Origin of the sequence: Oceanicoccus sp. KOV_DT_Chl, from assembly GCF_900120175.1 — a bacterium.
GTDB lineage: Bacteria > Pseudomonadota > Gammaproteobacteria > Pseudomonadales > Dasaniaceae > Oceanicoccus.
Map to the genome: position 1 here is coordinate 21,831 of NZ_FQLF01000004.1, position 23,293 is coordinate 45,123.

19 protein-coding genes and 3 pseudogenes are annotated in these 23,293 nt (G+C 46.4%); 14 read left to right on the plus strand and 8 right to left on the minus strand.

Annotated elements, in window-relative coordinates; translation table 11 throughout:
• Positions 1 to 14 precede the first annotated feature (14 nt).
• The gene (locus UNITIG_RS15565; protein WP_101759319.1) at positions 15 to 1,316 is read left to right on the plus strand and encodes a M18 family aminopeptidase; all 1,302 of its coding nucleotides are present in this window, start codon (positions 15 to 17) and stop codon (positions 1,314 to 1,316) included.
• A gap of 69 nt (positions 1,317 to 1,385) precedes the next feature.
• On the opposite strand, the pseudogene UNITIG_RS24490 reads toward UNITIG_RS15565, so the two are convergent.
• A pseudogene (locus UNITIG_RS24490) lies at positions 1,386 to 1,589 on the minus strand (cold-shock protein); the annotation flags it as partial.
• Positions 1,590 to 2,077: 488 nt separating this feature from the next.
• On the opposite strand from UNITIG_RS24490, the gene UNITIG_RS15575 reads away from it, so the two are divergent.
• The 4 genes and pseudogenes from UNITIG_RS15575 (at position 2,078) to UNITIG_RS24495 (ending at position 5,105) form a co-directional block, all read left to right on the plus strand.
• Entirely contained in the window at positions 2,078 to 2,887 is an 810-nt protein-coding gene (locus UNITIG_RS15575; protein ID WP_159931175.1) for a PP2C family serine/threonine-protein phosphatase, read from the plus strand.
• Positions 2,888 to 2,897: 10 nt separating this feature from the next.
• Positions 2,898 to 3,056, plus strand: a complete 159-nt coding sequence (locus UNITIG_RS23130) for a hypothetical protein (protein ID WP_159931176.1) — start codon at positions 2,898 to 2,900, stop codon at positions 3,054 to 3,056.
• Positions 3,057 to 3,247: 191 nt separating this feature from the next.
• Positions 3,248 to 3,571 carry a hypothetical protein gene (locus tag UNITIG_RS15580; RefSeq protein WP_101759322.1) on the plus strand — a complete coding sequence of 108 codons (324 nt, stop codon included), beginning with the start codon at positions 3,248 to 3,250 and terminating at the stop codon, positions 3,569 to 3,571.
• 179 nt (positions 3,572 to 3,750) lie between these two features.
• A pseudogene (locus UNITIG_RS24495) lies at positions 3,751 to 5,105 on the plus strand (methyl-accepting chemotaxis protein).
• Here UNITIG_RS24495 and UNITIG_RS15595 read toward each other — a convergent pair.
• Positions 5,057 to 6,106, minus strand: coding sequence for a LysR family transcriptional regulator (locus tag UNITIG_RS15595; protein ID WP_101759325.1), 1,050 nt, complete (start codon positions 6,104 to 6,106; stop codon positions 5,057 to 5,059). The pseudogene UNITIG_RS24495 and the gene UNITIG_RS15595 sit on opposite strands and share 49 nt — an antisense overlap.
• A 128-nt stretch (positions 6,107 to 6,234) precedes the next feature.
• On the opposite strand from UNITIG_RS15595, the gene UNITIG_RS15600 reads away from it, so the two are divergent.
• Positions 6,235 to 7,137: a DUF4437 domain-containing protein gene (locus tag UNITIG_RS15600; RefSeq protein ID WP_101759326.1), complete on the plus strand. Its 903-nt coding sequence runs from the start codon at positions 6,235 to 6,237 to the stop codon at positions 7,135 to 7,137.
• 120 nt (positions 7,138 to 7,257) lie between these two features.
• Here the strand turns inward: UNITIG_RS15600 and truC are convergent, their stop codons facing one another.
• Entirely contained in the window at positions 7,258 to 7,968 is a 711-nt protein-coding gene (gene truC / locus UNITIG_RS15605) for a tRNA pseudouridine(65) synthase TruC (protein WP_369809208.1), read from the minus strand.
• A 219-nt stretch (positions 7,969 to 8,187) separates the two neighbouring features.
• Here truC and UNITIG_RS15610 point away from each other — a divergent pair, with 219 nt between their 5' ends.
• Both UNITIG_RS15610 and UNITIG_RS15615 read left to right on the plus strand, forming a co-directional pair.
• Positions 8,188 to 8,454 (plus strand): hypothetical protein, encoded by a 267-nt coding sequence (locus tag UNITIG_RS15610; protein ID WP_101759328.1) that lies wholly within the window; start codon positions 8,188 to 8,190, stop codon positions 8,452 to 8,454.
• Positions 8,455 to 8,749: 295 nt separating this feature from the next.
• Positions 8,750 to 9,124, plus strand: a complete 375-nt coding sequence (locus UNITIG_RS15615) for an SRPBCC family protein (RefSeq protein WP_101759329.1) — start codon at positions 8,750 to 8,752, stop codon at positions 9,122 to 9,124.
• Positions 9,125 to 9,183: 59 nt separating this feature from the next.
• On the opposite strand, the pseudogene UNITIG_RS15625 reads toward UNITIG_RS15615, so the two are convergent.
• A pseudogene (locus tag UNITIG_RS15625) lies at positions 9,184 to 9,746 on the minus strand (YtfJ family protein).
• 268 nt (positions 9,747 to 10,014) lie between these two features.
• Here UNITIG_RS15625 and UNITIG_RS15630 point away from each other — a divergent pair.
• From UNITIG_RS15630 to UNITIG_RS24500, 3 genes are read left to right on the plus strand one after another with little or no spacing between them, the layout of a single operon-like run.
• Entirely contained in the window at positions 10,015 to 10,860 is an 846-nt protein-coding gene (locus UNITIG_RS15630; protein WP_101759332.1) for an HDOD domain-containing protein, read from the plus strand.
• A 23-nt stretch (positions 10,861 to 10,883) separates the two neighbouring features.
• On the plus strand, positions 10,884 to 11,903 hold the full coding sequence (locus UNITIG_RS15635; protein ID WP_235015450.1) for an FAD-dependent oxidoreductase: 1,020 nt from the start codon (positions 10,884 to 10,886) through the stop codon (positions 11,901 to 11,903).
• Positions 11,846 to 12,283, plus strand: a complete 438-nt coding sequence (locus tag UNITIG_RS24500) for a hypothetical protein (RefSeq protein WP_235015451.1) — start codon at positions 11,846 to 11,848, stop codon at positions 12,281 to 12,283. Before UNITIG_RS15635 ends, UNITIG_RS24500 begins: the two co-directional genes overlap by 58 nt.
• Positions 12,284 to 12,362: 79 nt before the next feature.
• On the opposite strand, the gene fadA is transcribed toward UNITIG_RS24500, so the two are convergent.
• From fadA to UNITIG_RS15655, 4 genes are all read right to left on the minus strand, one after another.
• Entirely contained in the window at positions 12,363 to 13,550 is a 1,188-nt protein-coding gene (fadA, locus tag UNITIG_RS15640; protein WP_101759333.1) for an acetyl-CoA C-acyltransferase FadA, read from the minus strand.
• 25 nt (positions 13,551 to 13,575) lie between these two features.
• Positions 13,576 to 15,726 carry a fatty acid oxidation complex subunit alpha FadB gene (gene fadB, locus UNITIG_RS15645; RefSeq protein ID WP_101759334.1) on the minus strand — a complete coding sequence of 717 codons (2,151 nt, stop codon included), beginning with the start codon at positions 15,724 to 15,726 and terminating at the stop codon, positions 13,576 to 13,578.
• 62 nt (positions 15,727 to 15,788) lie between these two features.
• Complete coding sequence (locus tag UNITIG_RS15650) at positions 15,789 to 17,582, minus strand: acyl-CoA dehydrogenase C-terminal domain-containing protein (RefSeq protein ID WP_101759335.1); 1,794 nt, start codon at positions 17,580 to 17,582, stop codon at positions 15,789 to 15,791.
• A 163-nt stretch (positions 17,583 to 17,745) separates the two neighbouring features.
• Complete coding sequence (locus UNITIG_RS15655) at positions 17,746 to 18,810, minus strand: AraC family transcriptional regulator (protein ID WP_101759336.1); 1,065 nt, start codon at positions 18,808 to 18,810, stop codon at positions 17,746 to 17,748.
• A 311-nt stretch (positions 18,811 to 19,121) separates the two neighbouring features.
• Between UNITIG_RS15655 and UNITIG_RS15660 the strand changes: the two genes are divergently transcribed.
• The 3 genes from UNITIG_RS15660 to UNITIG_RS15670 are packed head-to-tail and all read left to right on the plus strand — an operon-like array spanning position 19,122 to position 23,288.
• Positions 19,122 to 21,398 (plus strand): patatin-like phospholipase family protein, encoded by a 2,277-nt coding sequence (locus UNITIG_RS15660; protein ID WP_101759337.1) that lies wholly within the window; start codon positions 19,122 to 19,124, stop codon positions 21,396 to 21,398.
• Positions 21,399 to 21,442: 44 nt separating this feature from the next.
• Positions 21,443 to 23,098 (plus strand): EscU/YscU/HrcU family type III secretion system export apparatus switch protein, encoded by a 1,656-nt coding sequence (locus UNITIG_RS15665; RefSeq protein ID WP_145999201.1) that lies wholly within the window; start codon positions 21,443 to 21,445, stop codon positions 23,096 to 23,098.
• Positions 23,091 to 23,288 carry a hypothetical protein gene (locus tag UNITIG_RS15670; RefSeq protein WP_101759339.1) on the plus strand — a complete coding sequence of 66 codons (198 nt, stop codon included), beginning with the start codon at positions 23,091 to 23,093 and terminating at the stop codon, positions 23,286 to 23,288. The genes UNITIG_RS15665 and UNITIG_RS15670 overlap by 8 nt, the downstream gene beginning before the upstream one ends.
• Positions 23,289 to 23,293 lie beyond the last annotated feature (5 nt).

Sequence of the window (23,293 nt, forward strand, 5' to 3'; positions counted from 1 at the left end):
GATAAGAGAGAATGATGGATATCAAAGAGTTTAATGATGATTTACTGGCGTTTTTAACGGCGTCCTGTACGCCTTTTCACGCGGTTGAGCAAATAACTCAGCGCTTGGATGTTGCTGGGTTTACGGCGTTGCGTGAAGCCGATGAATGGCAGTTGGGCGCAGGGCGTTATTATGTGGTACGTAATGGTTCTTCCATTGTTGCGTTCAATGTTAGTGATAAAGATCCCGTATCATCCGGTTTTAGAATGATAGGTGCGCACACTGATAGCCCGTGTCTTAAGGTCAAGCCGCAACCGGAATTGCAGGGTGAAGGGTATTTCCAGTTGGGGGTCGAAGTTTATGGTGGTGCACTATTAAATCCCTGGTTTGATCGGGATTTATCCTTGGCAGGGCGAGTCAACTTCAAGGACAAGTCGGGTGCAGTTTGCAGTGCCTTGATTAATTTTATAAAGCCCATCGCCACGGTTCCAAGTTTGGCAATCCATCTTGATCGTGAAGCGAATAAAAACCGCACGGTGAATCCGCAAACGGATATCCCGCCATTATTGATGTTGGATGCTGCGGATCCAGTAAATTTTAGAGAGCTGTTGCTTGCACAATTATTGTTAGAGCACCCTGTTTGTGCGGCGGTACAAGTGCTGGATTACGAACTGAGTTTTTATGACACTCAGGCCGCGGCATTGATTGGCTTGAATGAAGATTTTATTGCCAGTGCGCGGCTCGATAATTTGCTGTCATGCTATATTGGTTTGCAGGCGTTAATCGCAGATGATAGTCAAAATTCAGTATTGGTTTGTAATGATCATGAAGAAGTTGGAAGCACTTCTGCTGTCGGTGCTAATGGTCCTATGCTGAAGTCAGTGCTACAGCGGATATTAGTGAGTGACAAAGATTTATCGCGCTCGATGGATCAGTCGATGATTATATCGGCGGATAATGCTCATGGACTTCACCCTAATTTTGCTGATCGGCATGATGGTAATCACGGCCCGCGTCTCAATGCAGGCCCGGTGATTAAAATGAATGCCAATCAGCGCTATGCCACCAATAGTGATACCTCGTCTTTATTCAAGCATTGGTGTGACGTTGCAGGTGAGCCGGTGCAATCCTTTGTGGTAAGAACCGACTTGGGCTGTGGTAGCACGATTGGTCCGATTACAGCGAGTGAGTTAGGGGTTAAAACGTTGGATATTGGGGTGCCCACATTCGCGATGCATTCTATCCGTGAATTAGCGGGGAGTTGTGATGGCTACAGCTTGTACCGTGTATTTCAGCAGTTTCTTGCAGCGACTGATGTTGGAGTAAAGGCAGTATAAAAAAACGGCTTAAGCGATTGTTATCTGCTTAAGCCGTTTTGGTATTGATAGAACGAAAACTTGTCCGGGTTAAGCGACCGCTTCCACGTCCTCGGCTTGAGGTCCCTTGTCTCCGTCAGTCACCGTAAATTCTACGGCTTGTCCATCGCGCAATACTTTGCGGCCAGTGCCGCGAATCGAGCGAAAGTGTACAAAAATATCTTCGCCATTGGCGCGGGTTACAAAACCGTAGCCCTTGCTCACATTAAACCACTTAACTTGACCTTGTTCACGGCCTTCGGCGCTAGGCTTTTTTGCTTTGGGGCTAGTTTTGCCAGTGGTGCTAGTTGATGAGTTTAGGCTGGAACTGATTAATCCAGTTAGTGCGCAACAGATAAAAATGATTGCGAATAGGATAGGGTTAAAGGCAGTGCTATTGTCGCTTGGTACCATTGATTGAATAGCGAAAGTGCCGGCTGCCGCCAGTACTGCACTAAGTATGATTCGATAAAATATAGTCATGGTTCTCTTCTTAAGTAGATAGTTAAAAAAATGGCCCGTAACGTTTATTTTGGGCCAGCAGTAGTTTAGCACTAATCTGTAATAGAAGTGGCGATAATCAGGGACTATTGCTAAGCTCAATGGGTAGATAAGGCCAAATGTCGGCCATACTTTGTGTGTAATAAAAATAAAGTAAATAAACAATGTGATGGAGATATACACAATGCCTTATGGTTTGTCCTCAAGCTGCGACCCCGAATCAGTCCGGATCTAATCGCGATATGATTTCTATTATTGGAGCTACCCACCCCGGTCAAAGAGAACATAACGAAGATTGTTTTGCTGTCGATACGGCCTCAGGCTTGGGCGTCGTTGCTGATGGTATGGGCGGATATGCCTGTGGCGAAGTTGCCAGTGAACTAGTCAAAGTCACCATCGAGCGAGCGACCGCCAAGGGTGAGGATCTGGTAGCGGCAATCACCCAAGCGCACAGTGCAGTTACAGCAGCGGCCGCAGCGGATGAAAGCAAGGCCGGCATGGGTTCTACTGCGGTAGCTGTTAAGTTTAGCGGCCTTGATTATCACGTGGCTTGGGTCGGTGATAGTCGCGCCTATTTATGGGATGGTGAATCAGAGCTCAAGCAAATCAGTCGTGATCATTCCTATGTAGAAAGTTTGCTCAGCAATGGTGCAATCAGCTACGAAGAAGCTATTAATCACCCCAATCGTAATTTAATCACTCAGGCTGTCGGTGTGGCCGCCGAAGGTGGTCTGGACGTTGGTAGTGTTCGTGGCAGATTGGCTGCGGGTCAGCAGCTTATTTTATGCAGTGACGGCTTGGTGGATGAGGTACTGGATCATGATATAGCCAAACTATTGGCTGCTGCTGAAGATCCAGAAGAGGCCCTGAATGCGCTAATCCGGGCTGCAGTAGTGGCGGGTGGTCATGACAATATCACTGTTGTTATTGTTACCGTCCCTGCAAATGAAGCTTCCGGGCCAGCAATTGAGCCGGAAATCGTTAGGCTTACCTTTAGGCAACCCCGCAGAACAAGCGACGCCTACTCAGCCACGACCAGCGCCAAGTGCTGATATCACCAGGATGGGCGGTCCTGCTTATGTGGAAGAGGATGAGGGTGGCGGTAGTGGTGAGGGCTTTTGGCTAACATTAAAAGACTTTATTGAGTTAAATGCGGTTGCCTTGATAGGCTCAGGTTTGCTCATTGCCTTATTGCTGCTGGTGCTTTCTTACTTTTCGTAGCAAATATAGTGAATTTTAGCTTTAATTATTAAACGCTTGGCCGATAAACTCATAGGCCTAGTGTAATTATGTGTTTTGGCTACACTGTGGCTATAAGATTCATTTACTAATCCTGGTTCCGTAGCGTTTCAATAAAGCGCTTTTAGCTAGGGACATGTAATGCTTAAATGTCTTTCCCTGCTGGAGTAACTATGAGTTTATCAATCAAGAACCGCTTGTTTTTATTGGCGGCTGTCACGGTAGTAGCATTGGTGATTATCGGTGTCATTGTTGCTAATAGCGTATCGACTCTTCATAAAATTGAGCAAAGCGATACCTTATTGAGTGATTTGAAAGTCAATATGTTGACCTTGCGTCGACATGAAAAGGACTTTCTTGCTCGAAAAGATCTGAAATATGTAGAAGCCTTCAATGTTACCGCTGAAGAGGGTTTGTCCGATCTTAAAAAATTAAGTGCTCAGCTGAATGACGCAGATATCGAGGCGCCGAGTCTGGATAGTATGGGGGCTTGTTAACAGAGTATAAGCAACGTTTTAATAATATTGCTGCGTTACAACAGGAGATAGGCTTAGATCCAAAATCAGGCTTATATGGTGGCTTAAGATCAGCCGTACACTCAGTTGAAGAACTGCTATCCGATAATCCAAGAGTATTGGCTTCAATGTTAATGCTAAGGCGCCATGAAAAAGATTTTATGTTACGCGGCGATCTAAAATATCTGGAGAAATTTGATGCTGAAATAGCCAACTTTAAATCTATCGCGTCGGCTAATTTGTCTGTTGCTGAAAGCGCTGCGGTCAATCAGTCGATCAGCAGTTATGCTCGTCAATTTAACGCCTTGGTAGCAGCGGAAAAAAATAAGGGTTTAGACTCGAGCAGTGGTGCTTTGGGTGAGTTAAGAGCAACTATTCATAAAACAGAAACCTTATTTGATGGTTTGAAAAAAACCATTCATGAAGAAATTGTTGCAGCAACCACTAGTCATAATCAATTTCTGGTGGCATCCATTAGCATCGTCGGTATTGTAGTGACGGTAATTGTATTATTGGTTGCGTTTTCCATTACGCGTCCACTATTAGCGTTTACCCAGGATATTACCGAGATTATAAAGAATAAAGATTTAACAGTACGGCTAGATGCAAAAGGAAATGATGAGATTGCACAGGTAGCTTTTTCGTTTAATGATTTGTTAGCTGCCTTAAATGAAATGATAGGGAAAATAAATGAAGCGTCTTTAATGGTGGCCAGTTCTGCCGAAGAAATGTCAATGATTACGCTGGAGGTGAAGCAGTCTTCAGAGTCGCAAACTAACGAAGTGGAGCATGCGGCGGTGGCAGTGAATGAAATGAGTTCCACTGCCTTGGAAATTGCCCGTAATGCTTCGGCCGCGGCTGATAGCGTATCGGAAGTACATGCGCAATTATTAGAAGGTTCAAAGGTTGCACAAGAAGCCAGACTTGAAATTGAAACTTTAACCCATGAGGTTCAGGACGCAGCTAATGCCATTAAAGAGTTAGAAAGTAACTCTAAGAATATCGGGCATGTACTGGATGCCATTCAAAATGTCGCTGAACAAACAAATTTGCTGGCATTAAACGCAGCGATTGAAGCTGCCAGAGCGGGCGAGCAGGTCGTGGTTTTGCGGTAGTGGCTGATGAGGTTAGAACGCTGGCGCAGCGTACTCAGGAATCGACAGAAACCATTCGTCAAACTATTACTGCTTTTCAGCAAGGCACCAATCAAGTTGTGGCAACCGTAAGTAATTCTAACCAGCGCGCTGAAACGGGTATTGAGCGGGTAACGCGTTCTGCAGATATTCTCAATGATATATCGTTGATGATCAGTAGCATTAACGATATGAACATACAGATCGCTGCTGCGGCTGAAGAGCAGGGTGCAACTGCAGAAGAAATTAGCCGCAATGTTACTCGCGTTTCTGATTTGTCTCGTGGTGTTAACGACCAGACCGAGCAGACATCGATTGCCAGCCACGATCTGGCTCAATTGGGTGCCTCGTTACGCGATATGGTAAAAGCGTTCAAGGTGTAGTCTACAAAATCTTGATTGGCCCAGCTGCAATTACCAGTTGCAGTCTGTGGCAGATCGAATATTTTTTTCAATCCTTTGCATGGCAGTAATTTGTTGCCCTGCTCTAAAAAAAATCGTAAAAACCTTTCTGCTACCACAGAGAGTCGCTTGTCGCGTAAATGTACCATTTGCCATTGCGACATAATGGGAAAGTTAGTGACTTGAAGCTGAATCAAATCTTTGCTGTCGTATAAAATATAAGCGGATAAAATAGAAATCCCCATATTTGCTATGACGGCGTATTTAATCGCTTCATTGCTTTTTATGGTCATTGCCTTAGGCATGCTTAATTGATATTTTGCCAGATGTTGCTCAATACTTAGGCGGGTATCAGAGCCTAATTCTCGCAATATAAACCGTTGCTCGGCCAAGTCACTCCAATCCAGCGTTGCTGCTTCGGCGAGAGGATGTTTGTTGCTGGCGATTACCACGACCGGGTTGGGTAAAAAAGGATATTCAATCAGCTCGAATTCATCCGGTGGGTTGCCAATAATGTATAAATCATCAAGATTTTTATGCATCCGCTCAATGATTTCGCTGCGGTTCCCCACCGTAAATTCCACATCAACGCCGGGATATCGCTCACAAAAAGGGCCTAGTACGTGATAAAGAAAATACTTGGCAGTGCTAACCACGGCGATTTTTAAAATTCCTGAATCCAGGCCTTTGATATCACTAATTCGGTGATTGAGTCGGTTCACCGCATCAAAAATTTCTTCTCCCGCTGCCAGTACTTCGTGGCCAACGGCGGTAAGGTTAAGCTTGCGGCCAATCACTTCGTAGAGCGGCAAGCCGATGGCTTCGCTCAGTTTGCGTACTTGCATGGAAACACTGGGCTGGGTGAGGTGTAGCTGTTCTGCGGCACGCCCAATGCTGCCGCACTGGGCAACACTCATAAAAATCTGTAATTGCCGCAGCGTGCCTAGCTTGGTCAGTAGGTGGGTGTCGATGGTGGTAGTCACAAGAGGTCCTGTTATTCAATTTCATAGATTAAAGTCTATGATTAATGAATATAATATCTATTTTTATCTATCAAGCAAGTGGGCTACCTTACACTTATTGTAAACAGCAACGGTTAGGAGAAAGCGCCATGCGTCCCCATGTGGAATTTATTGATGAAAAAGACCTGATTTGGCATTTGGCTGAATTGCCTCACGGCGTTGGCGAGGCCAAGCAGCGAAACCTTAGTTACGACGAAGAGGATGGATCGGCTTCCTTGCGAGTTGACTTTGTTACCGATTGGTCTCGACCTGCGGGTCTGCATGCAGCGGTTACTGAGTGGTTTATTCTGAAGGGTGAAGTGAAGCTAGGGGACACAATGTTGGGTGAGGGTGACTACTGGTGTGCGCCTAAAGGTGTGTTAACGCCCGCGATAGAAGTGAAGGCCGGCACTGAGATCTTATTGTTCAGAGAGTATGGCGATTGGGTGTTCGCTCCTGGTAATCAACACGGTTCTGATAAAGCAGAGCATGCTGAATTAACTATTAAACATAGCAATGCGATGGAATGGTATGACGTAGTGGATCCAGATAATGGCAGTCCTATGAATTTTGAACGTGGCGGTACGCCGGTACCAGGGTTGTTCATCAAATTGCTTTATCGTAATCCCGATACCGGGTTTTATACACGATTAATAAAAGCCAAAGCAGGTTGGGTTGAGCACCCTTTAGCGCATCATCCAGTGTTCGAAGAAGCCTATTTGTTAGATGGAGAGTTTGATTATAACTATGGCGAGATTCGTCGTGGCGGCTACTTTTTCCGCCCCGCAGGTATTCGTCATGGTGATTTCGTCGCTGGTGATGAAGATGGTTTCACCTTTATCCTGCGTTGTGACGGCGATTTAGTCGATTGGTATACCGACAATGCACGAGTAGAAATGCAAGGTGATGCGGTCAACTGGGGGGAAGATTACCCCTTGAGCGAGCCGCCCGTGATGATTCAGCCGGTGCGCTCAAAAACCGCTGGACCATGGAAAGATCCTAATTACCAATAACTGTTAGGCTGATTTTACTACCTGTACTTTTGAAAAATTTCGTCTAGGTCTCACTAGACCTTTGCAACCGTTTCTCTGTTAGGGGGAAGCGGTTTTTTTTTACGGTTTATCAGTGAGCTATTAGAAGAGTTTAACTATGTCTCGAAAGCTATCGTCCAGATCAGCATTTAGTTGCAATATTTTTTTGTTTGTAGGGTGCTGCAGTTCTATTCGGGTACAGGCTAATAGTAACCGATGGCAATTAAACTGCTGTTGAAAAAAACGGTTGTGGTTTCCTTTTCCGTGTTTGGCGTCCCCAATAATGGGGTGGGCGATGTGTTTGAAGTGGCGTCGAATTTGGTGCTTTCTACCGGTCTCGGGATAGGCTTCAACCAGTGAGTAACGGGATTGTGGGTAGCGGTCAACGGCGAAGGGCAACTCGACGGTTGCTAGTCGTTTATAGGAAGTCACCGCGCTTTGTGCGGGTTTATCTTTGCGGCTAAGTTTGTCTGTTATTTTGTCGAATTGTTCTTTTAGCGGGTGATCAATCCGTCCTTCTTGGGGGCAGTATCCTCGAACTACCAGTTGATAGGTTTTGTTGATTTTTTGCTCCGCAAATTGGATTGATATCAGGCGCGCTATGTCAGCGTTAAGTGCGAATATCAATACACCCGATGTTGGTTTGTCCAAGCGGTGTACCGGGTAAACGCGACGGCCTATCTGGTCCCGCAATATTTGCAGTGCGAATTGGGTTTCATGACGGTCAATCATGCTGCGATGAACTAATAGGCCGCCAGGTTTATTGATCGCAACCAGATAATCGTCCTGGTAAATGATTTCAAGAGTGGTCAACAGTGAGCTCGCTCTGGGTTAGTAGGTCTAAGGGAAGATTGGTATTGGTTATAATTTTTTTAAATATTACAGGCTTTGAATAGAAGCTAATAGTTATTTTAAGTTGCTGGTGCTTTGGATAAAGTAGTTCATAGTCAATTACAGGCTTTGTAGGCGTTGTGTAACGGAAGCTTAAGTGGATTGCGTTAGTTTAACCGGATTTATTTTAAGGAAGAAACTATGGACAGCAATTTTCGTGTAGGCCAAACAATAACAGTGTGGTATTGCGATAGATGGATGCGAGCATCAATGCTTGTATTGGTCATTTTTATGGTTGCTTGTTCCCATATACAAGAGGCTGTTGTGGTTGAGCAAGATTTTTTTGACCTACCCATAGAGCAGCTGAGTAAGATTCCGGTAGTCATAGAGGAGGGGGGTAGTTTTCTGCATTCAAAGTGCTTTAGCAATCACTTGCAGGCTCCCTTGCGTCAAACTGAGATTGTTTAAGGCCGTTTGACACAGCTCGAGCCAAGGCCTATTAACTCCTGTCTCATTATAATTCTGGATAGCCGAAGTAATATGCTGGCCTGTATTAACAGCTGTTAACTTGTACGTGTGTTATGGTTGTGGTGTGCTATTGGTCAATAATAACAATCGCCATAGGTATTGCTATGTTTCAATGTAAAAAAGTGGGTCTGGATTTTCTGCAATCGGCAAAGCATCGCTATCACTGTGAGGAAATTATTCAGGCCACCCCTGAACAATTATTTGCAGTATTTGAAGATGCGGAATCCTGGACTGTATGGGCGACCCGATTCAAAAAGTGGAGTGGACATCGCCCAAGCCATTTGCTGTAGGGACTACCCGTACGGTTTATATGAGCGGTGGTTTAGTGGGTGAAGAAGAGTTTATTGCTTGGGAGCCCGGAAAGCGTATGGCCTTTTGTTTTACTGCTATGAGTCAGGATTCCACTGAATCGTTTGCTGAAGATTATCAAGTGACAGATTTGGGGAATGGCAGTTGCAAAGTGGTGTGGGTTATGGCGATGGAGCCAAAAGGGTTCAGCAAAATTGTATTAACCCTATTCGGTCCATTAATGGCTTGGTTTAATCGTCGAATGTTTAAAAATTTCCGCCGTTACGTTGAGCAGCAAGCGGCAGTTGCTGTGGCCGGTTGATCATTTTTTGTTTCAATAAGGAGTCGCATCCTAGCGACTCCCTGCTATCCTGGTTTTACCTACTTGATTTGTGCTATTTGTTGCTGGATAAGATCCAGCGTACTATCAATTTCAGTTTCGCTAAGCGCGCCATCTTTAAAGAATAACACTTCACCTCGCGGTGAAATAATAGCGATCGCAGAGCTTTCTGGTTTCAGCCCCCAGATTTTTGACCGGATCCCTTTTTATCAGCAACTATGCTGGTAGAAGGATATTTTATTTTGTTCTTTTTCAGTTCACTGGCGACAAAGCCAGAAGTACCAAAGAATGTGTCGTTCAAGTTGATAATGGTGGTTGTGTGGTGGTGGTCGGCCGACAGATCCAGAGTTTCTAGTTTGTCGGTAAAGGGTTTGTTAACTTTGCTGGCAGTCATACGTCCGGCCAAATATTGTAGAATCTGTACTTTATTTTGCAGTGCTTTAGTGCTCCATTCGGCATAGCTGATGTCATCACCTGTCAGGATCAGCTCCCCCTTTTTTTTGATTTCCAGTTCGGGTAATTTTTCACCCACGGTAATGTCGGCCTGAGTCAGCCAGCTGCTCACCATTAGCAACATTGAGCATACTATGATTTTTATAGGCATTTCCTATCCTCGAGTTGTTATTAGTATGATTTGGCTTTAGGCCAATATTTTGCAGCAGAGGGTATCATTGGCGGGTAATGGATCAAGTGAAAATTTGCTAATTTTGCACATTTTATCCCGTTTAAGGAGGGCGTCTGCGGGACGATTGTTGGCGAGTAGCTAAATTCACTTTAGTTATTAGAAAGATGATCTAAACTGTTGATACGAATAGAACATTTTTCTGTGGCCCTCGTAAGCTGCCTATTGATAATAACCTGAGTATAACGGTATGCCTGAAGCACTAATTGACGCCATACGCTCCCAGTTAGAGAAGCGTATTAGTATGAAAGCCCTGGCACTGCCAATGCTGCCACAAGTCACCACCCAGGTGCTGTCACTGGTAAACGATGTCAACTCCGATGCCGCCGCTCTAGCCAAATTGATTCAAAGCGATCAGGCGCTGGCGGGGCATGTCATGCGCATTGCCAATTCAGCCGCCTATAGTCCCAATGCAAAAATGACCTCATTACAGCAGGCGATAGCCCGACTGGGTATGCAAAATATGTCGGATATTGCGATGGCGGCGACAATGGGGCCAAAGATATTTGATGCCAAGGGCTTTGAGTCACTGGTAAAGCAAATTTGGGAGGACTCGCTAGCGACTGCGGTATGGGCAAGGGAAATTGCGCGCCAAGGTCGCCGGAATGTGGAGTCAACCTTTCTGTGTGGTTTGTTATGCCAGATTGGCCGTCCGGTAGTATTGCAAACGGTTATCGATATTGCCAACCAGGATGAGCTAACGATTGATGAGGCTTTAGTGACTCAATTTATGCAACAGTATCAGAGCGAAGTGGGTCAGCAGTTAGCCAAGCATTGGCAGTTGCCCGTAGCAGTAGGGCACACGATTGAAGGTATAAATTCAACAGTAGCGCCTTCACACTCAGCTGATGTCGTCGCTACGGTGAAAGCGGCACAGGTGTTCGCGGCGGTGACGTTGGGCGATAGAAATTATCAAGCGGATAGTCTAAGTGCTGATCCCACTATCATCGAGATGAATCTGTATGCTGATGATGTGCAGCAGTTACTGGAAAAAGCGGAATCCATTCACAATACCATTGCCGAATTATCGCTATAGCGCGTAGTCAGAGTAAAAACCTTATGAGTAAGCATTACGACATTATTATTATTGGCAGCGGCCCTGCTGGACAAAAAGCGGCGGTACAGGCGGCCAAGGCAAATAAAAAAGTGGCACTGGTTGAAGCGGATAAAGTATTGGGTGGTGCCTGCGTTCACCGCGGTACCATTCCCAGTAAAACCTTACGCGAGAATGCATTGCGGATAGCCGGCTTACGTCATCATGCAGAACTGTTTTCTTTTTCGTTGCGTCCGGATATGGAGATGGCCGCATTAATTGATAATATGCACTCGGTAATTAGTGCTCACGACGAATATATTAATAACCAGATTCAGCGTAATAAAATTGAACGGATATTGGGTCGCGCCAGTTTTGTCGATAAAAATACCATTGATATCAGTATGCCCGGAGGCGCCACTGATCAGCTTACCGCCGATTACTTTGTAATCGCTACCGGTTCGGTTCCGCGTCAGGTCGATAATATTGAAGTGGATCACGAGTATGTGTACGACAGTGATTCTATTTTGTCGATGATGTACTTGCCGCAAACACTAACGGTATTGGGCGGTGGTGTTATTGCCAGCGAGTACGCGTCCATTTTTGCCAGTCTTGGGGTGCGGGTCACTATGATCGACCGCTATCCAAGGCCCTTGGGTTTTTTGGATAAAGCGCTTACCGATCGTTTTGTGCACGCGTTTGAATCTGAAGGCGCACGTTTTATTCCTAATGCCAATGTTACTCGAGTGTATTGGGATGGGGTTTCACAGGTAATTACTGAATTGGAAGATGGCACCATTTATCGCAGTGAGAAATTGTTGTCAGCTGCTGGCCGGGTTTCCAATATTAAAGGTTTAAATATTGAAAATGTCGGTCTGGCATTAAATGACAGAGGTATCATTCCAGTAGATCGACACTGCCGTACGGCGATTGAAAATATTTATGCTGCGGGTGATGTGATCGGCCCCCCTCATTGGCTTCTGCCTCTATGGAGCAGGGCCGTCGTGCCAGTTGTGCGGCCTTGGGTTTGGATATGGGTGAAATGACCGAGCTTATCCCCGGCGGAATTTATGCTATACCTGAACTGTCTACTGTCGGCATGAGTGAGGCGCAGGCGATTGAAGATTACGGCGATCCGATTATCGGTGTAGCTAAATTTGAAGAGATTGCGCGCGGTCAAATTTCCGGCATTCAGGACGGGTTGCTGCGTATGGTTGCCGACCCCAGTGGCAAAAAATTATTGGGTGTGCAAATAATTGGTGAGGGCGCTACTGAGTTAATTCATATCGGGCAAATGGCTTTGTTATCGCATATGGAGGTTGATGCTTTCGTTGAAAATATTTTTAACTTCCCCACTTTGGCAGAAACCTACCGTGTTGCGGCATTGCATATTGTCGGTCAGCGCGCACAAAAACTGCGGGGTTAATATTTAATTATTCTCACTCATAAAAAAGCCCCGGTAGCTAACGTTATCGGGGCTTTTTTATTAGTGGGTTTAACGAGGTTTAGTTCAACCGTTCAATGACGGTTGTAATCCCTTGTCCCAAACCAATACACATGGTGGAGATACCGAGGCTGGCATCTTTGTGTTCCATAACGTTTAGCAAAGTGCCGGTGATGCGTGTACCCGAGCAGCCAAAGGGATGACCCAGGGCGATGGCGCCGCCATACAAATTGACCTTGTCATCCATCTTGTCCAAAAGATTCAAGTCTTTTAATACCGGTAGTGATTGTGCGGCAAACGCTTCGTTTAATTCAAAACAATCAATATCATCCAGTGTTAAACCTGCGCGCTTCAGGGCTTTTTCGGTCGAAGGCACCGGACCATAACCCATAATCGATGGATTAACGCCGGCAACAGCCATCGAGCGGATGACCGCAATCGGTTTAATACCCAGTGCTTGCGCTTTTTCTGCGGACATCATAATCATCGCTGAAGCACCGTCAGAAATTTGCGAGGATGTTCCCGCAGTTACGGTACCGTTTTTAGGATCGAATACCGGCTTGAGTTCGGCTAACGATTCCAGTGTGGTGTCCGGTCGAATAGTTTCATCCGTGCGCACTAAGGTTTTGAAACCATTGCTGGCATGACCTTCGGTGGCGATGATCTCTCGATCGAAGCGGCCGTTAATTGTAGCGTCATGGGCTAAGCGATGTGAGCGGGCAGCAAACGCATCCTGATCCTGACGGCTGATACCGTGCATGATTGCCAGGAATTCTGCAGTCATGCCCATCATGCCGGCCGCTTTTGCTACGTATTTACTGGCAGTGGGGTTGGGGTCAATGCCATGATCCATAGGTAAATGGCCCATGTGTTCAACGCCGCCAACGACAAACATATCGCCATTGTTGGTCATGATCGCCTGAGCAGCGCTGTGCATGGCGCTCATGGATGAGCCACATAAGCGGCTGACCGTTTGGCCGCCCGCTTGATGGGGGATCACCGACAACAAACTGAGCATACGGCCAATATTCCAGCCCTGTTCTTTGGTTTGGTTGACGCAGCCCCATATCACATCTTCGACTTCAGCGGGGTCTAGCTTGCTGTTGCGGGCAAATAATTCATTGATCAGGTGGGCAGACAAATTTTCTGCGCGGGTATTTCTAAAGCAACCGCCTTTGGAACGTCCCATCGGGGTACGACCAAAATCAACAATCACGGCATCTCTGGGATTTAAGTTAGATAAGCTCACAATGTTCTCCTAAAAGTATTAGCCGTTATGCGAATAGGCTGCCATTGCTGGCGGCGAGTTGGCGAAGTGAATCCGTGGGATGGAATAGCGGGCCGAGATGCTGGTATTGGTCTGCCTTGGCAACAAACGTTGCCAGCCCCATATTTTCCACATAGCGCATAGCACCGCCGCGAAAGATTGGAAAACCCACACCGTACAATAAAGCCATATCCAACTCAGTAGCATTGTCGGCGATGTTATCGTCCAGGCAGCGGATAGACTCCAGGCACAGAGGAATCATTAAGCGATCAATGATTTCTTCTTCGCTAAATTCTTTAGGGCTGTCTACATGCGGGGCTAATAATGCGCGCACACTCTCATCATAGGTCTTGCGCACTTTGCCGCGCTTATCCGCTTCATAGCTGTAAAAGCCCTTACCGTTTTTCTCGCCTAGGCGACTATTTTCTAGCAAGACTTCCATGCCGGTAGTGTATTCCTGTTTCATGCGGTCAGGAAAACCTTCAGCCATTACTGCGCCAGCATGGACGCCTGTATCAATACCCACGACGTCAATTAAATACGCAGGGCCCATCGGCCAGCCAAATTTTTCAGCGGCTTTATCGACGGCGAGAAAATCAGCGCCTTCTTTTAATAAGGCTACAAAGCCAGCGAAGTAAGCGAATAAAATTCGATTAACCAAAAACCCCGGGCAATCGTTCACTACCACTGGTTTTTTACCCATGGCCAGAGCAAAACTAACAGTGCGAGCGATAGCCTGCTCGCTGGTTTTTTCGCCGCGGATAATTTCTACTAAAGGCATGCGATGCACCGGGTTGAAAAAGTGCATGCCACAGAAGTTTTCTGGTCTTTTTAGTGCGCCCGCTAATTCAGAAATCGGAATCGTCGAGGTGTTAGAGGTAATAATGGTATCGGCGCTGACCAGGTTTTCAAGTTCGCTAAGCACCGCTTTTTTAACCTTGGCATTTTCAACCACGGCCTCAACGACGAGTTCTGCCGCATCAATGCCTTCGTAACTCAATGTTGGTGTAATTTTGCTGAGGGTATCGGCCATTGCTTCGGGGGTTAACCGACCGCGACTAACGCGCTTGGCCAATAAACTGCCAGCCTCTGACATGCCCATATCAATACCAGCCTGAGCAATGTCTTTCATAATGATCGGTGTGCCCGTTGAGGCAGATTGATAGGCAATGCCGCCACCCATAATACCGGCACCGAGTACCGCAGCCTGACTGACAGGAGCGGAACCCGAAGCATAGGTTTTAGCGGTTTTAATTAATACCTGATCCGCTAAATACAGATTAATCAGATTGCGAGAAACTTCGGTCTTGGCCAGTTTCGCGATTTGCTGGCCTTCAATTTTCAGGGCTTCGTCACGGCTAAGTTTGGCGTGCTTCTCCATGGTTTTAGCGGCAGTAATGGGCGCTATCATCCCTTTTGGCGATTGTTGCGATACCATCGCTTTACCGGTGGTATAGGCCATCATTAACTCAATATCATCGAGTAATTGCGGGCCACATTTTTCAGTCCGGCGCTGCTGGTAATCAAAGTCACCCGCAATGGCTTTTTGTAATAAATCCATAGCTGCTTCATTTAACAGCTCGGGCTCAACCACTGCGTCGACAATGCCTACGGCTAATGCCGCAGGCGCTTTGTATTGTTTGCCACCGGAAATCCACTCGACTGCATTGTCGCCGCCAATAATACGGGGTGTCCGTACGGTGCCGCCGTAGCCGGGAATGATACCGAGGTTCACTTCGGGAAAGCCTACCTGAGCAGTGCTGGCCATTACCCGGTAGTCGGTGGCCAAACACATCTCAAAGCCGCCGCCCAGCGCGAGGCCGTTAATAACACTCACGATCGGGAAGGGCAGGTCTTCGATAACATTAAAAATTTCGGTATTAACCTTATACACTTGTTCGGCAATAACGGCTTCTTCGTTGTTATCGAACAGTTCGCCAAATTCAGTGATGTCAGCACCGACGATAAACACATTTTTCGCACTGGTGACTAATAAACCTTTTATGGTTTTATCGGTAGTTAACTGTTGACCAACTTCCTGCAACTCCCGCAGTGTTAGCTGGTTAAATTTATTAACCGATTCGCCTTGCAGATCAAAAGTGAGGGTCGCGATCCCCTCATTGACGGTGACAGTGATTGCCTTGCCTTGATAGGTCATTACAAAAAGCTCCTGTTAGGAATCCATAGGGCGTTAAAATTAATAGCGATTTTGCTGGTTAATTAAAATGGATTAATGTCTTTATTGAGTAGGTTGTCTACGCCCGAAGTCATCGTTTGAGCCAGGCTACTGGTTCTGGGTAGTAGGCGTTGATAGAAGAATTTAGCCAAATAAATTTTAGCTTCATAAAACTCTTTATCATTAGTGCCTTCCGCTAATTTTGCTTGTGAAATTTTAGCCGCGCGAGCGAATAAAAAAGCATAACAAACGTAACCCGAGAACATCAGGTAATCGACACAGGCAGCATTAACTTCATCGGCATTGTTCATCGCTGCGGCCCCGATTTGCTCGGTTAAGCTATTCCATTGTTTTAGCAAGGCGCTGAGTGGGGTAATAAATTCTGCCAATTCTTCACGGTCGGCATTGTTATTACAAAATTCGATCATAGGCCCGATCGCTTCTTGTAATAATTTGCCGCCGCTCATAATAACTTTGCGGCCTAATAAATCTAAAGCCTGAATGCCGGTAGTGCCTTCATAGAGCATTGAGATGCGGCTATCACGGACATTTTGTTCCATGCCCCATTCTCTGATGTAACCGTGGCCACCGAAAATTTGCATGCCAAGGTTAGCGGCTTCGAAACCGGTTTCGGTCATAAACGCTTTGGATATTGGCGTCAGCAGTGCCAGCAGGTTTTCCAGTTGCTGTTTTTCTTCGTCCGTTTTCGCAATCTTTAATGCATCGGAAAATAGGGCAACATAATAAATCATCATGCGGCCGCCTTCAGCGAAGGCTTTTTGTGTCAACAGCATGCGGCGTACATCGGGGTGAACAATAATCGGATCGGCTGCTTTGTCAGGTTCTACCGGGCCAGAGAGCGCGCGCATTTGTAGCCGGTCTTTGGCATAAGCCAGTGAGTTCTGGTAAGCCAGTTCCGCGTGGGCAAGCCCCTGAATTGAGGTGCCGATGCGGGCGGTATTCATAAAGGTAAACATGCAGTTCAGACCGCGATTTTCAGGGCCTAATAAGTAACCTTTGGCGCCATCGAAATTCATTACGCAAGTGGCGTTACCATGAATGCCCATTTTTTCTTCCAGTGAACCACAGCTGAGAGCATTATTATCGCCCAGGGTACCATCCGGGTTAACGTTCACTTTGGGGACAATAAATAATGAAATACCTTTGGTGCCTTTGGGGGCATCAGGCAGGCGTGCTAACACAATGTGGACAATGTTTTCAGCCAGATCATGGTCACCGGAGGAGATAAAAATTTTGGTGCCGCTAATATTGTAGCTGCCATCGGCATTAGGTTCTGCTTTGGTGCGTAACAGACCCAGATCGCTTCCGCAGTGCGATTCAGTCAGGCACATAGTACCAGTCCATTGGCCGCTCATCAGATGGTGCAGATAGGTTTCTTTTTGCTGGTCAGTACCATGATGATCAATGGTATGGCAGGCACCATGGGACAATCCCGGATACATGCTCCAGGCCCAGTTGGCGGTGCCCGTCATTTCGGTAACGGCTAGTGCCAACGATGAAGGTAAATCCTGACCACCGTAAGCCGCAGGGCCTTCCAGTGTTGGCCAGCCACCCTCAACATATTGCTGATAGGCTTCTTTAAAGCCTTCAGGTGTGCTGACTTGCCCGTCTGTAAGGGTACAACCCTGTTTGTCGCCGATAGGATTGAGCGGGGCAAGTACGTTTTCGCTGAATTTAGCGCATTCATCAAGGATAGCGCTAGCGAGGTCGTGGCTGACTTCACTCCACTGTGCTGAGTCTGCATAGAATTGATTCATGGACAATAGCTCGTTCCGAACGAACTCTAAATCACGAAGGGGGGCTTTGTAGTGCGCCATAACATAGTCCTCAAAGGCTAATTTTCAACGGTGGCAAGGATCGGCTATCAGGCGTAGACATACAATATCCGATTGCACCAACCCTAGTTGCATATCGGCTCATCGTCATCAATTAGATAGCGCTAGTGGGTAGATCACGTGGCCATCTTATTATTGTGGACGTTTACTGCTGCTTTGCCAGTATTTGCTTGCGGTATTCCCCGGGAGGAAGGCCGGTCCATTTCTTGAAAGCGCGATAAAATGTGCTTGGATTTTCAAAACTGAGCAGGTCGGAGATAGCGGCTGTGCTGATATCGGGACAATTTAGATAGTGGATGGCAGCCTCCATGCGGGATTCATCTTTCAGTGTCTGAAAGCTACAGCCTTCATTGCCTAAACGCCGATGCAGGGTGGTGACAGATACATTAAAGAATTCAGCCACTTCGCTGGCGTTAGGTAGCTCCTCACCGATGCTTTTGGCCAATAAGGATTTTACATGTGGGGTTAAGCCCTCGTCGGGGTGCTTTTTAATGAGACCGTAGTAGGGCGCTTTACGCATAAAGTCTTCAATGCTGTCCTCATTCTGCACAATGGGATAGTCGAGGTATTTTTTATCAAAACGCTGACCGTTAAAGGGGTGTTCATAATGGTAGTGGGTATGATGCTTGCCGGCTTTGGGTTTGTGCGTGATCGGTTCTGCAAGATCATTATGAAAGCTGTAATACACATCCTCCAACGGTACATATTTGCCAATCAGCCAACTGTAAAAACCATGCCATGCGGATAGCGTAGCTTTGATGGTGTCGGCATGAGTATTGGCAAGCAGGGTGTCAAATTCCCGCTGCTCAATGCAGTCGAGCTTAACGACTTTTAGTACTACGCTATCACCTTCAATGGTATAAATTTGTTTGACTTTAAAGCCCCGGCACACTTCAAAAAAATCACTGCTGCGAAGTAGCGCCTGCTCAAGGCTTTTGCAGTGCACCACGCTTTGCAGTAATAAGCGGATGGCACCTTTGGGTACGGGGCCGCCGCTAAGCATGCCAAACCATTCATCCTGCACTAATTCAATAATGTGGTGATGGAGTTCGCCGTAGAGGAGGGCGGAGATAGGCTGTTCGTTAATAATATCTTGAGGATCAATGCCGATACTGGTTAGCAGTTCATCGGTATTGCACTGATGATCGGCGGCTATAGAAAGCATGATATTTACAAATCGTGTGGGAACGGTAAGCTGGTTATTATCCATCAAGTATTTTTTCTTAAGTGTTAGTTATTTAAGGATGGTGTTGGCCTGAGAATGGTAACAATATTGGCATAACTTTCGTATCGATATTCTTGGCAGATATCCTTTAGTGTCAGGTGGTTAGAGTATAGCTTATATGATGGTTGGCGATGTCTCTCAGCTTAATTTGGAGCCATCTGTGTTATTTGTCTATGGGTGGTTCACTCGCTGCGATCACTATAGATAATCCTTGGTTTCATCTTCCATTCCGTTAGACTTGCTGCATCATCCTATGTCGCCTTATAAATGGATAAAAAAATAATGGAAAGCTATTGATGGCGTTGCACTCTGTACAGTATAGATCACTGGTTGCGATGTTATGGCTATTGGCTGCGTCGGTGATGGCGCAATCTTCAGCTGAAGCGGTCGTGGATACGGCTAAAGTGTGGCGCTCATCTTGCCCGCCCAACTTGGGCCGACCCTGTGTTGGCTTGGTGCTGGGTGGCGGTGGTGCGCGTGGTAGCGCTCATATCGGTGTTTTAAAAGCGCTGGAAGAATACCATATCCCAGTGGATGTCATTGTGGGTACTAGCATCGGTTCGCTGGTCGGGGGCTTGTATGCCACTGGTAAAACTGCCGATGAAATAGAGCAGTTGTTCAGGGAAACCAATTGGACTGATGGCTATCGGGATAGAACGGATCGCAGCAAAACCCCCAATCGTCGCAAGAGACAGTTAGATAGTATACCGATCCATCTGGATTTAGGTTTTGATGGGCAGTCGATAAAACTACCGCAAGGTTTCGTACAGGGTCAGGGGATGAAGGCCTTGGTTGAGCGCTTGCTGGGTAACTATCCGCGTTTTAATAGCTTTGATGAGCTGTCAATTCCCTTTCGTGCGGTAGCGGCAGATGCCGAAACCGGTGAACAAGTCATTTTGGATGCCGGTGATTTGGCCGATGCGTTGCAAACATCTATGTCCATCCCCGGTGTTGTTCGACCGATCGAATTGGATGGCCGCTTATTGGTGGACGGGGGTATAGCCAATAATTTACCCGTCAGTGTTGCCAAAGCAATCGGTGCTGACCTGATTATTGCTGTAGATATCGGCTCACCGACCAAGCAAAAAGACGAATTAGATTCGGGCTTGGCGATTCTGTTACAGATTACTGCGTTCCTCACTCGCGCCAATGTCGAACAACAAAAATCCTTATTGGGTGAGGATGATGTGTATCTACAGCCTGATATTCAAGACGTGAGCATACTGAGCTTTGAGCGAACGCTGGAGGCACTTGAACCGGGTTACCTGGAGGCGCAACGCGTATTTAGCCAGAGCAAGGCATTGGCAAATCTGGTTGAAATGGCTGAGGATCACATTCGCAAGCCCGAGGTATTACTATCGGAAGCAGTGTTTCAGGTTGATGCGATCGAACTCAATAATAATTCCCGTCTCGGTGATGACTATATTCTTGATCGTATGCAGCTACAGCCCAATAGCACCTATAGCCAAGAGGATATTCAGCTGGGAATGGAAAGACTGCATGGGCAGGGCACCATTGCCAGGACGAATACGTCTTTGACTGATGATGGCCTATCGACGCTTAATATCGATGTAGGTGAAAAAGAATGGGGGCCTGGTTATCTGGATTTTAAACTGGCGCTGGAAGATGATTTTAGTTCGTTCAGCCGTTATCAACTGGGTGGTTCTTTTCGGTTGACCAACCTCTCACCTTATGGGGCGGAGTGGTATAGCGTGGCAGAGTTTGGTACTGATAAATTGTTTTTTTCTGAGTTGTATTGGCCACTTTCCACAACCGGTTTTTTTATTACCACGGCGGGTGCAGTAAACCGATCTGTGCAAGGTTACACTTTAGAGGGTGTTTCCCTGGGAGAAACTATTAACTCCAGTGCTGGAGCAAGTGGTGGTATTGGATGGAGTACTACAGATAAATTTGATTTGCGTTTGTCTGCGGTGTACCAGGAAGGGGAATTAAAGCTGCCGGATTTATTGGTAGAACTCGCGATGATTGACGAGTTGGAGTATAACCAGTTCGGGCTTGTGTTGGATGCCAACTACGACACACTGGATCACGCAACCTTCCCTTCCAAGGGGGCTAAGCTCAGTGCTGAAATACGCCGCACCAAAGATGAGCTGGAGAAAATAATCGATTACACCACCCAGGTTGATGTCGAATTAAATTTAGTGGGATCTTTAGGCAATAACACCTTGCGAGCCTTGCTGCGTTATCAAAGTACGGTAAACGATGATCCGCTGTCCTTGCTAGGCGCCTTTCAATTGGGAGGGTTTTTAAATTTATCCGGGCTGAGCCCAGTATCACTCAGTGGCCAGCATGTGCGTTTTAGTAGTTTAGTGTATACCTACGAAATGGCGGCGAATGATTTCGGCGCTATTCAGCTGCCATTATATCTGGGTGCATCCTTAGAGGCCGGTAATGTCTGGGCTCAAAAGAGTGATATTGATTATGATGAGCTAATTTATAGTGGCAGCGTATTCATCGGCTGGGATAGTCCGATAGGGCCTGCATATTTAGCCTATGGACATTCGGATGCAGGTGATGAGAGTTTATACGTTTTTCTGGGCGTGGTGTTCTAGTGGTCGCGATTGCATTATCGTCTAACTATTTCAGAGTGAAAAAAATGAGCCTATCTACAGCCGGTGGCATAATAAAAGCGGCACTCCTTGGTATGTTTTTGTGTCTGCCATTCTCATATGTGCACGCTGAAGCATCAGCAGTGACTAGTGTTTGTCGTGACGCAAAAATTCTGGCTGGTGATTTAGAGAAAGAGCAGCAGACTTTCCAGTCATTAGTAACTCAGCTTGAGGAGGTCATCAATGGCTCGGCTTCGGTTTCAGTAGGTGTTATTGAACTGCAGGCGTTGCTATCAGGTAAGGATGGTGAGGCATTGCCGACCAGCTGGCCTGAAGTAATTAGCTGTGAGGATTTACAGCAAAGCTACACAAAAAATAGAGCTAGCTTGATCTGGCAAAAAGAACATTTGTCTCAGTTGCGAAATTTGTATTGGTGGGCGCAGTCGTCCGTTGTACGTTCGGCTATACTCAGTGTTTGGCGTTCTCGTCAGCGCCTGCTGCAACATGAGCAAGAATTAAACAATCAATTACAAAACCTTCCGTCCGTTACGTTGCAGACCAAAATTGAAGCGCTGCATAGTAACTTGCAAGCACAGCGTATCGCTTTTTTTCGTTTGCTGCCGAAATTATCTGAGGGCATTAATTACCACAACGTCTCCGAGTGGATTGTGTTGTGGCGTCAGTCGTTACGATTAATTTACGAGCACCAGTTACCTGAGACCGACGAGCTACCAGCAGGTATTCAATCAATCGTGGTAGATCACTATCGTATCGCTGAGTTGGATCAGTTGGTGATGTCCAATGTTGTTAATAATATTCGCGCCTGGTTGTGGAAAAAACATCAGTCTAGTTTCGCTCGGGCGCGGCAAGCTTCGGCCGATAGTGATCAGCAATTACTGCTCGATGAAGTGTTTGCTGTACGCAATATTCTGCGATGGCTTTATGTTGATGCCACAGTAGATTTCCGTCAATCCGGTCCGGGAAATAACCCGGTTGTGTGGCGGTTTTTTCAGGGTTTTGAATATTTATTTGGCTTGCTTTCATTTTTTTTATTGGCACTAGTGGCGAGTAAAAGTAAAAAACCAGCGGCGGACATACAGGCATTTTATGTGCTCAAGCTACGCAGGCAGCGGGGTTATGCGCAGGTTAGCCGTATTACTTTGACGATTTCGTTAATGCTGCCTTGGGTTATTGGCTGGCTGGGGCTGGAGTACATGGAGTCCCTGTTTGCAAGCTACGACTTACCGCTGCTATTGCCGTTGCTGTCTTTTGCTCGTCTTTATATCGTTTATGGTTTGCTCCGGCTCTTTGGTGGATGGTTGCTCAGCCGGGTTAACCAACAGGCGAGTGTATTTCAGAATGAACAGCAAATACTGCTTGCCGAGAGACAAACTAAACAAGCTGCCGCTATTGTCATCTTGCCATGGTTGTTAATGGATTTGGTGAAGCTTGCTATTGGGCCATCCTTAATGCTCGGCATTTTTGATTGGATAACATTGTTTGCATTGTGGTTTGCGGTGGGCTTTTTGCTCGGGCCCTGGCAGCGCGAGTTTATTCTCGCGCTACAAACTTTTTTCCCGCAACGGTTAGATAATTTAGTAGAACGAATTTTAAATAGCGTTGCTTTTATATTACTGGCGCCGTTATTTGTACCGCTGTTTTTAGTGGCGGTATTGGTGGATTTTTCACAAAGGTTTGGTTAATTTTGATTGGTATCGCAAAATTATGGCGCGGGGTTTCAAGCTCCGATCGGGTGCGCACGATACTGAAGATGTTGTGGAATCTGATGCTGGCGAGCTGGTTTCTTATCAATCCTGGTTTGGTGAGAGCATAGGTGCGGAGAAATTCCCTTATATAGACGTAAAATTACTCGATAGGGTTCAGGGTTTATAACCCTT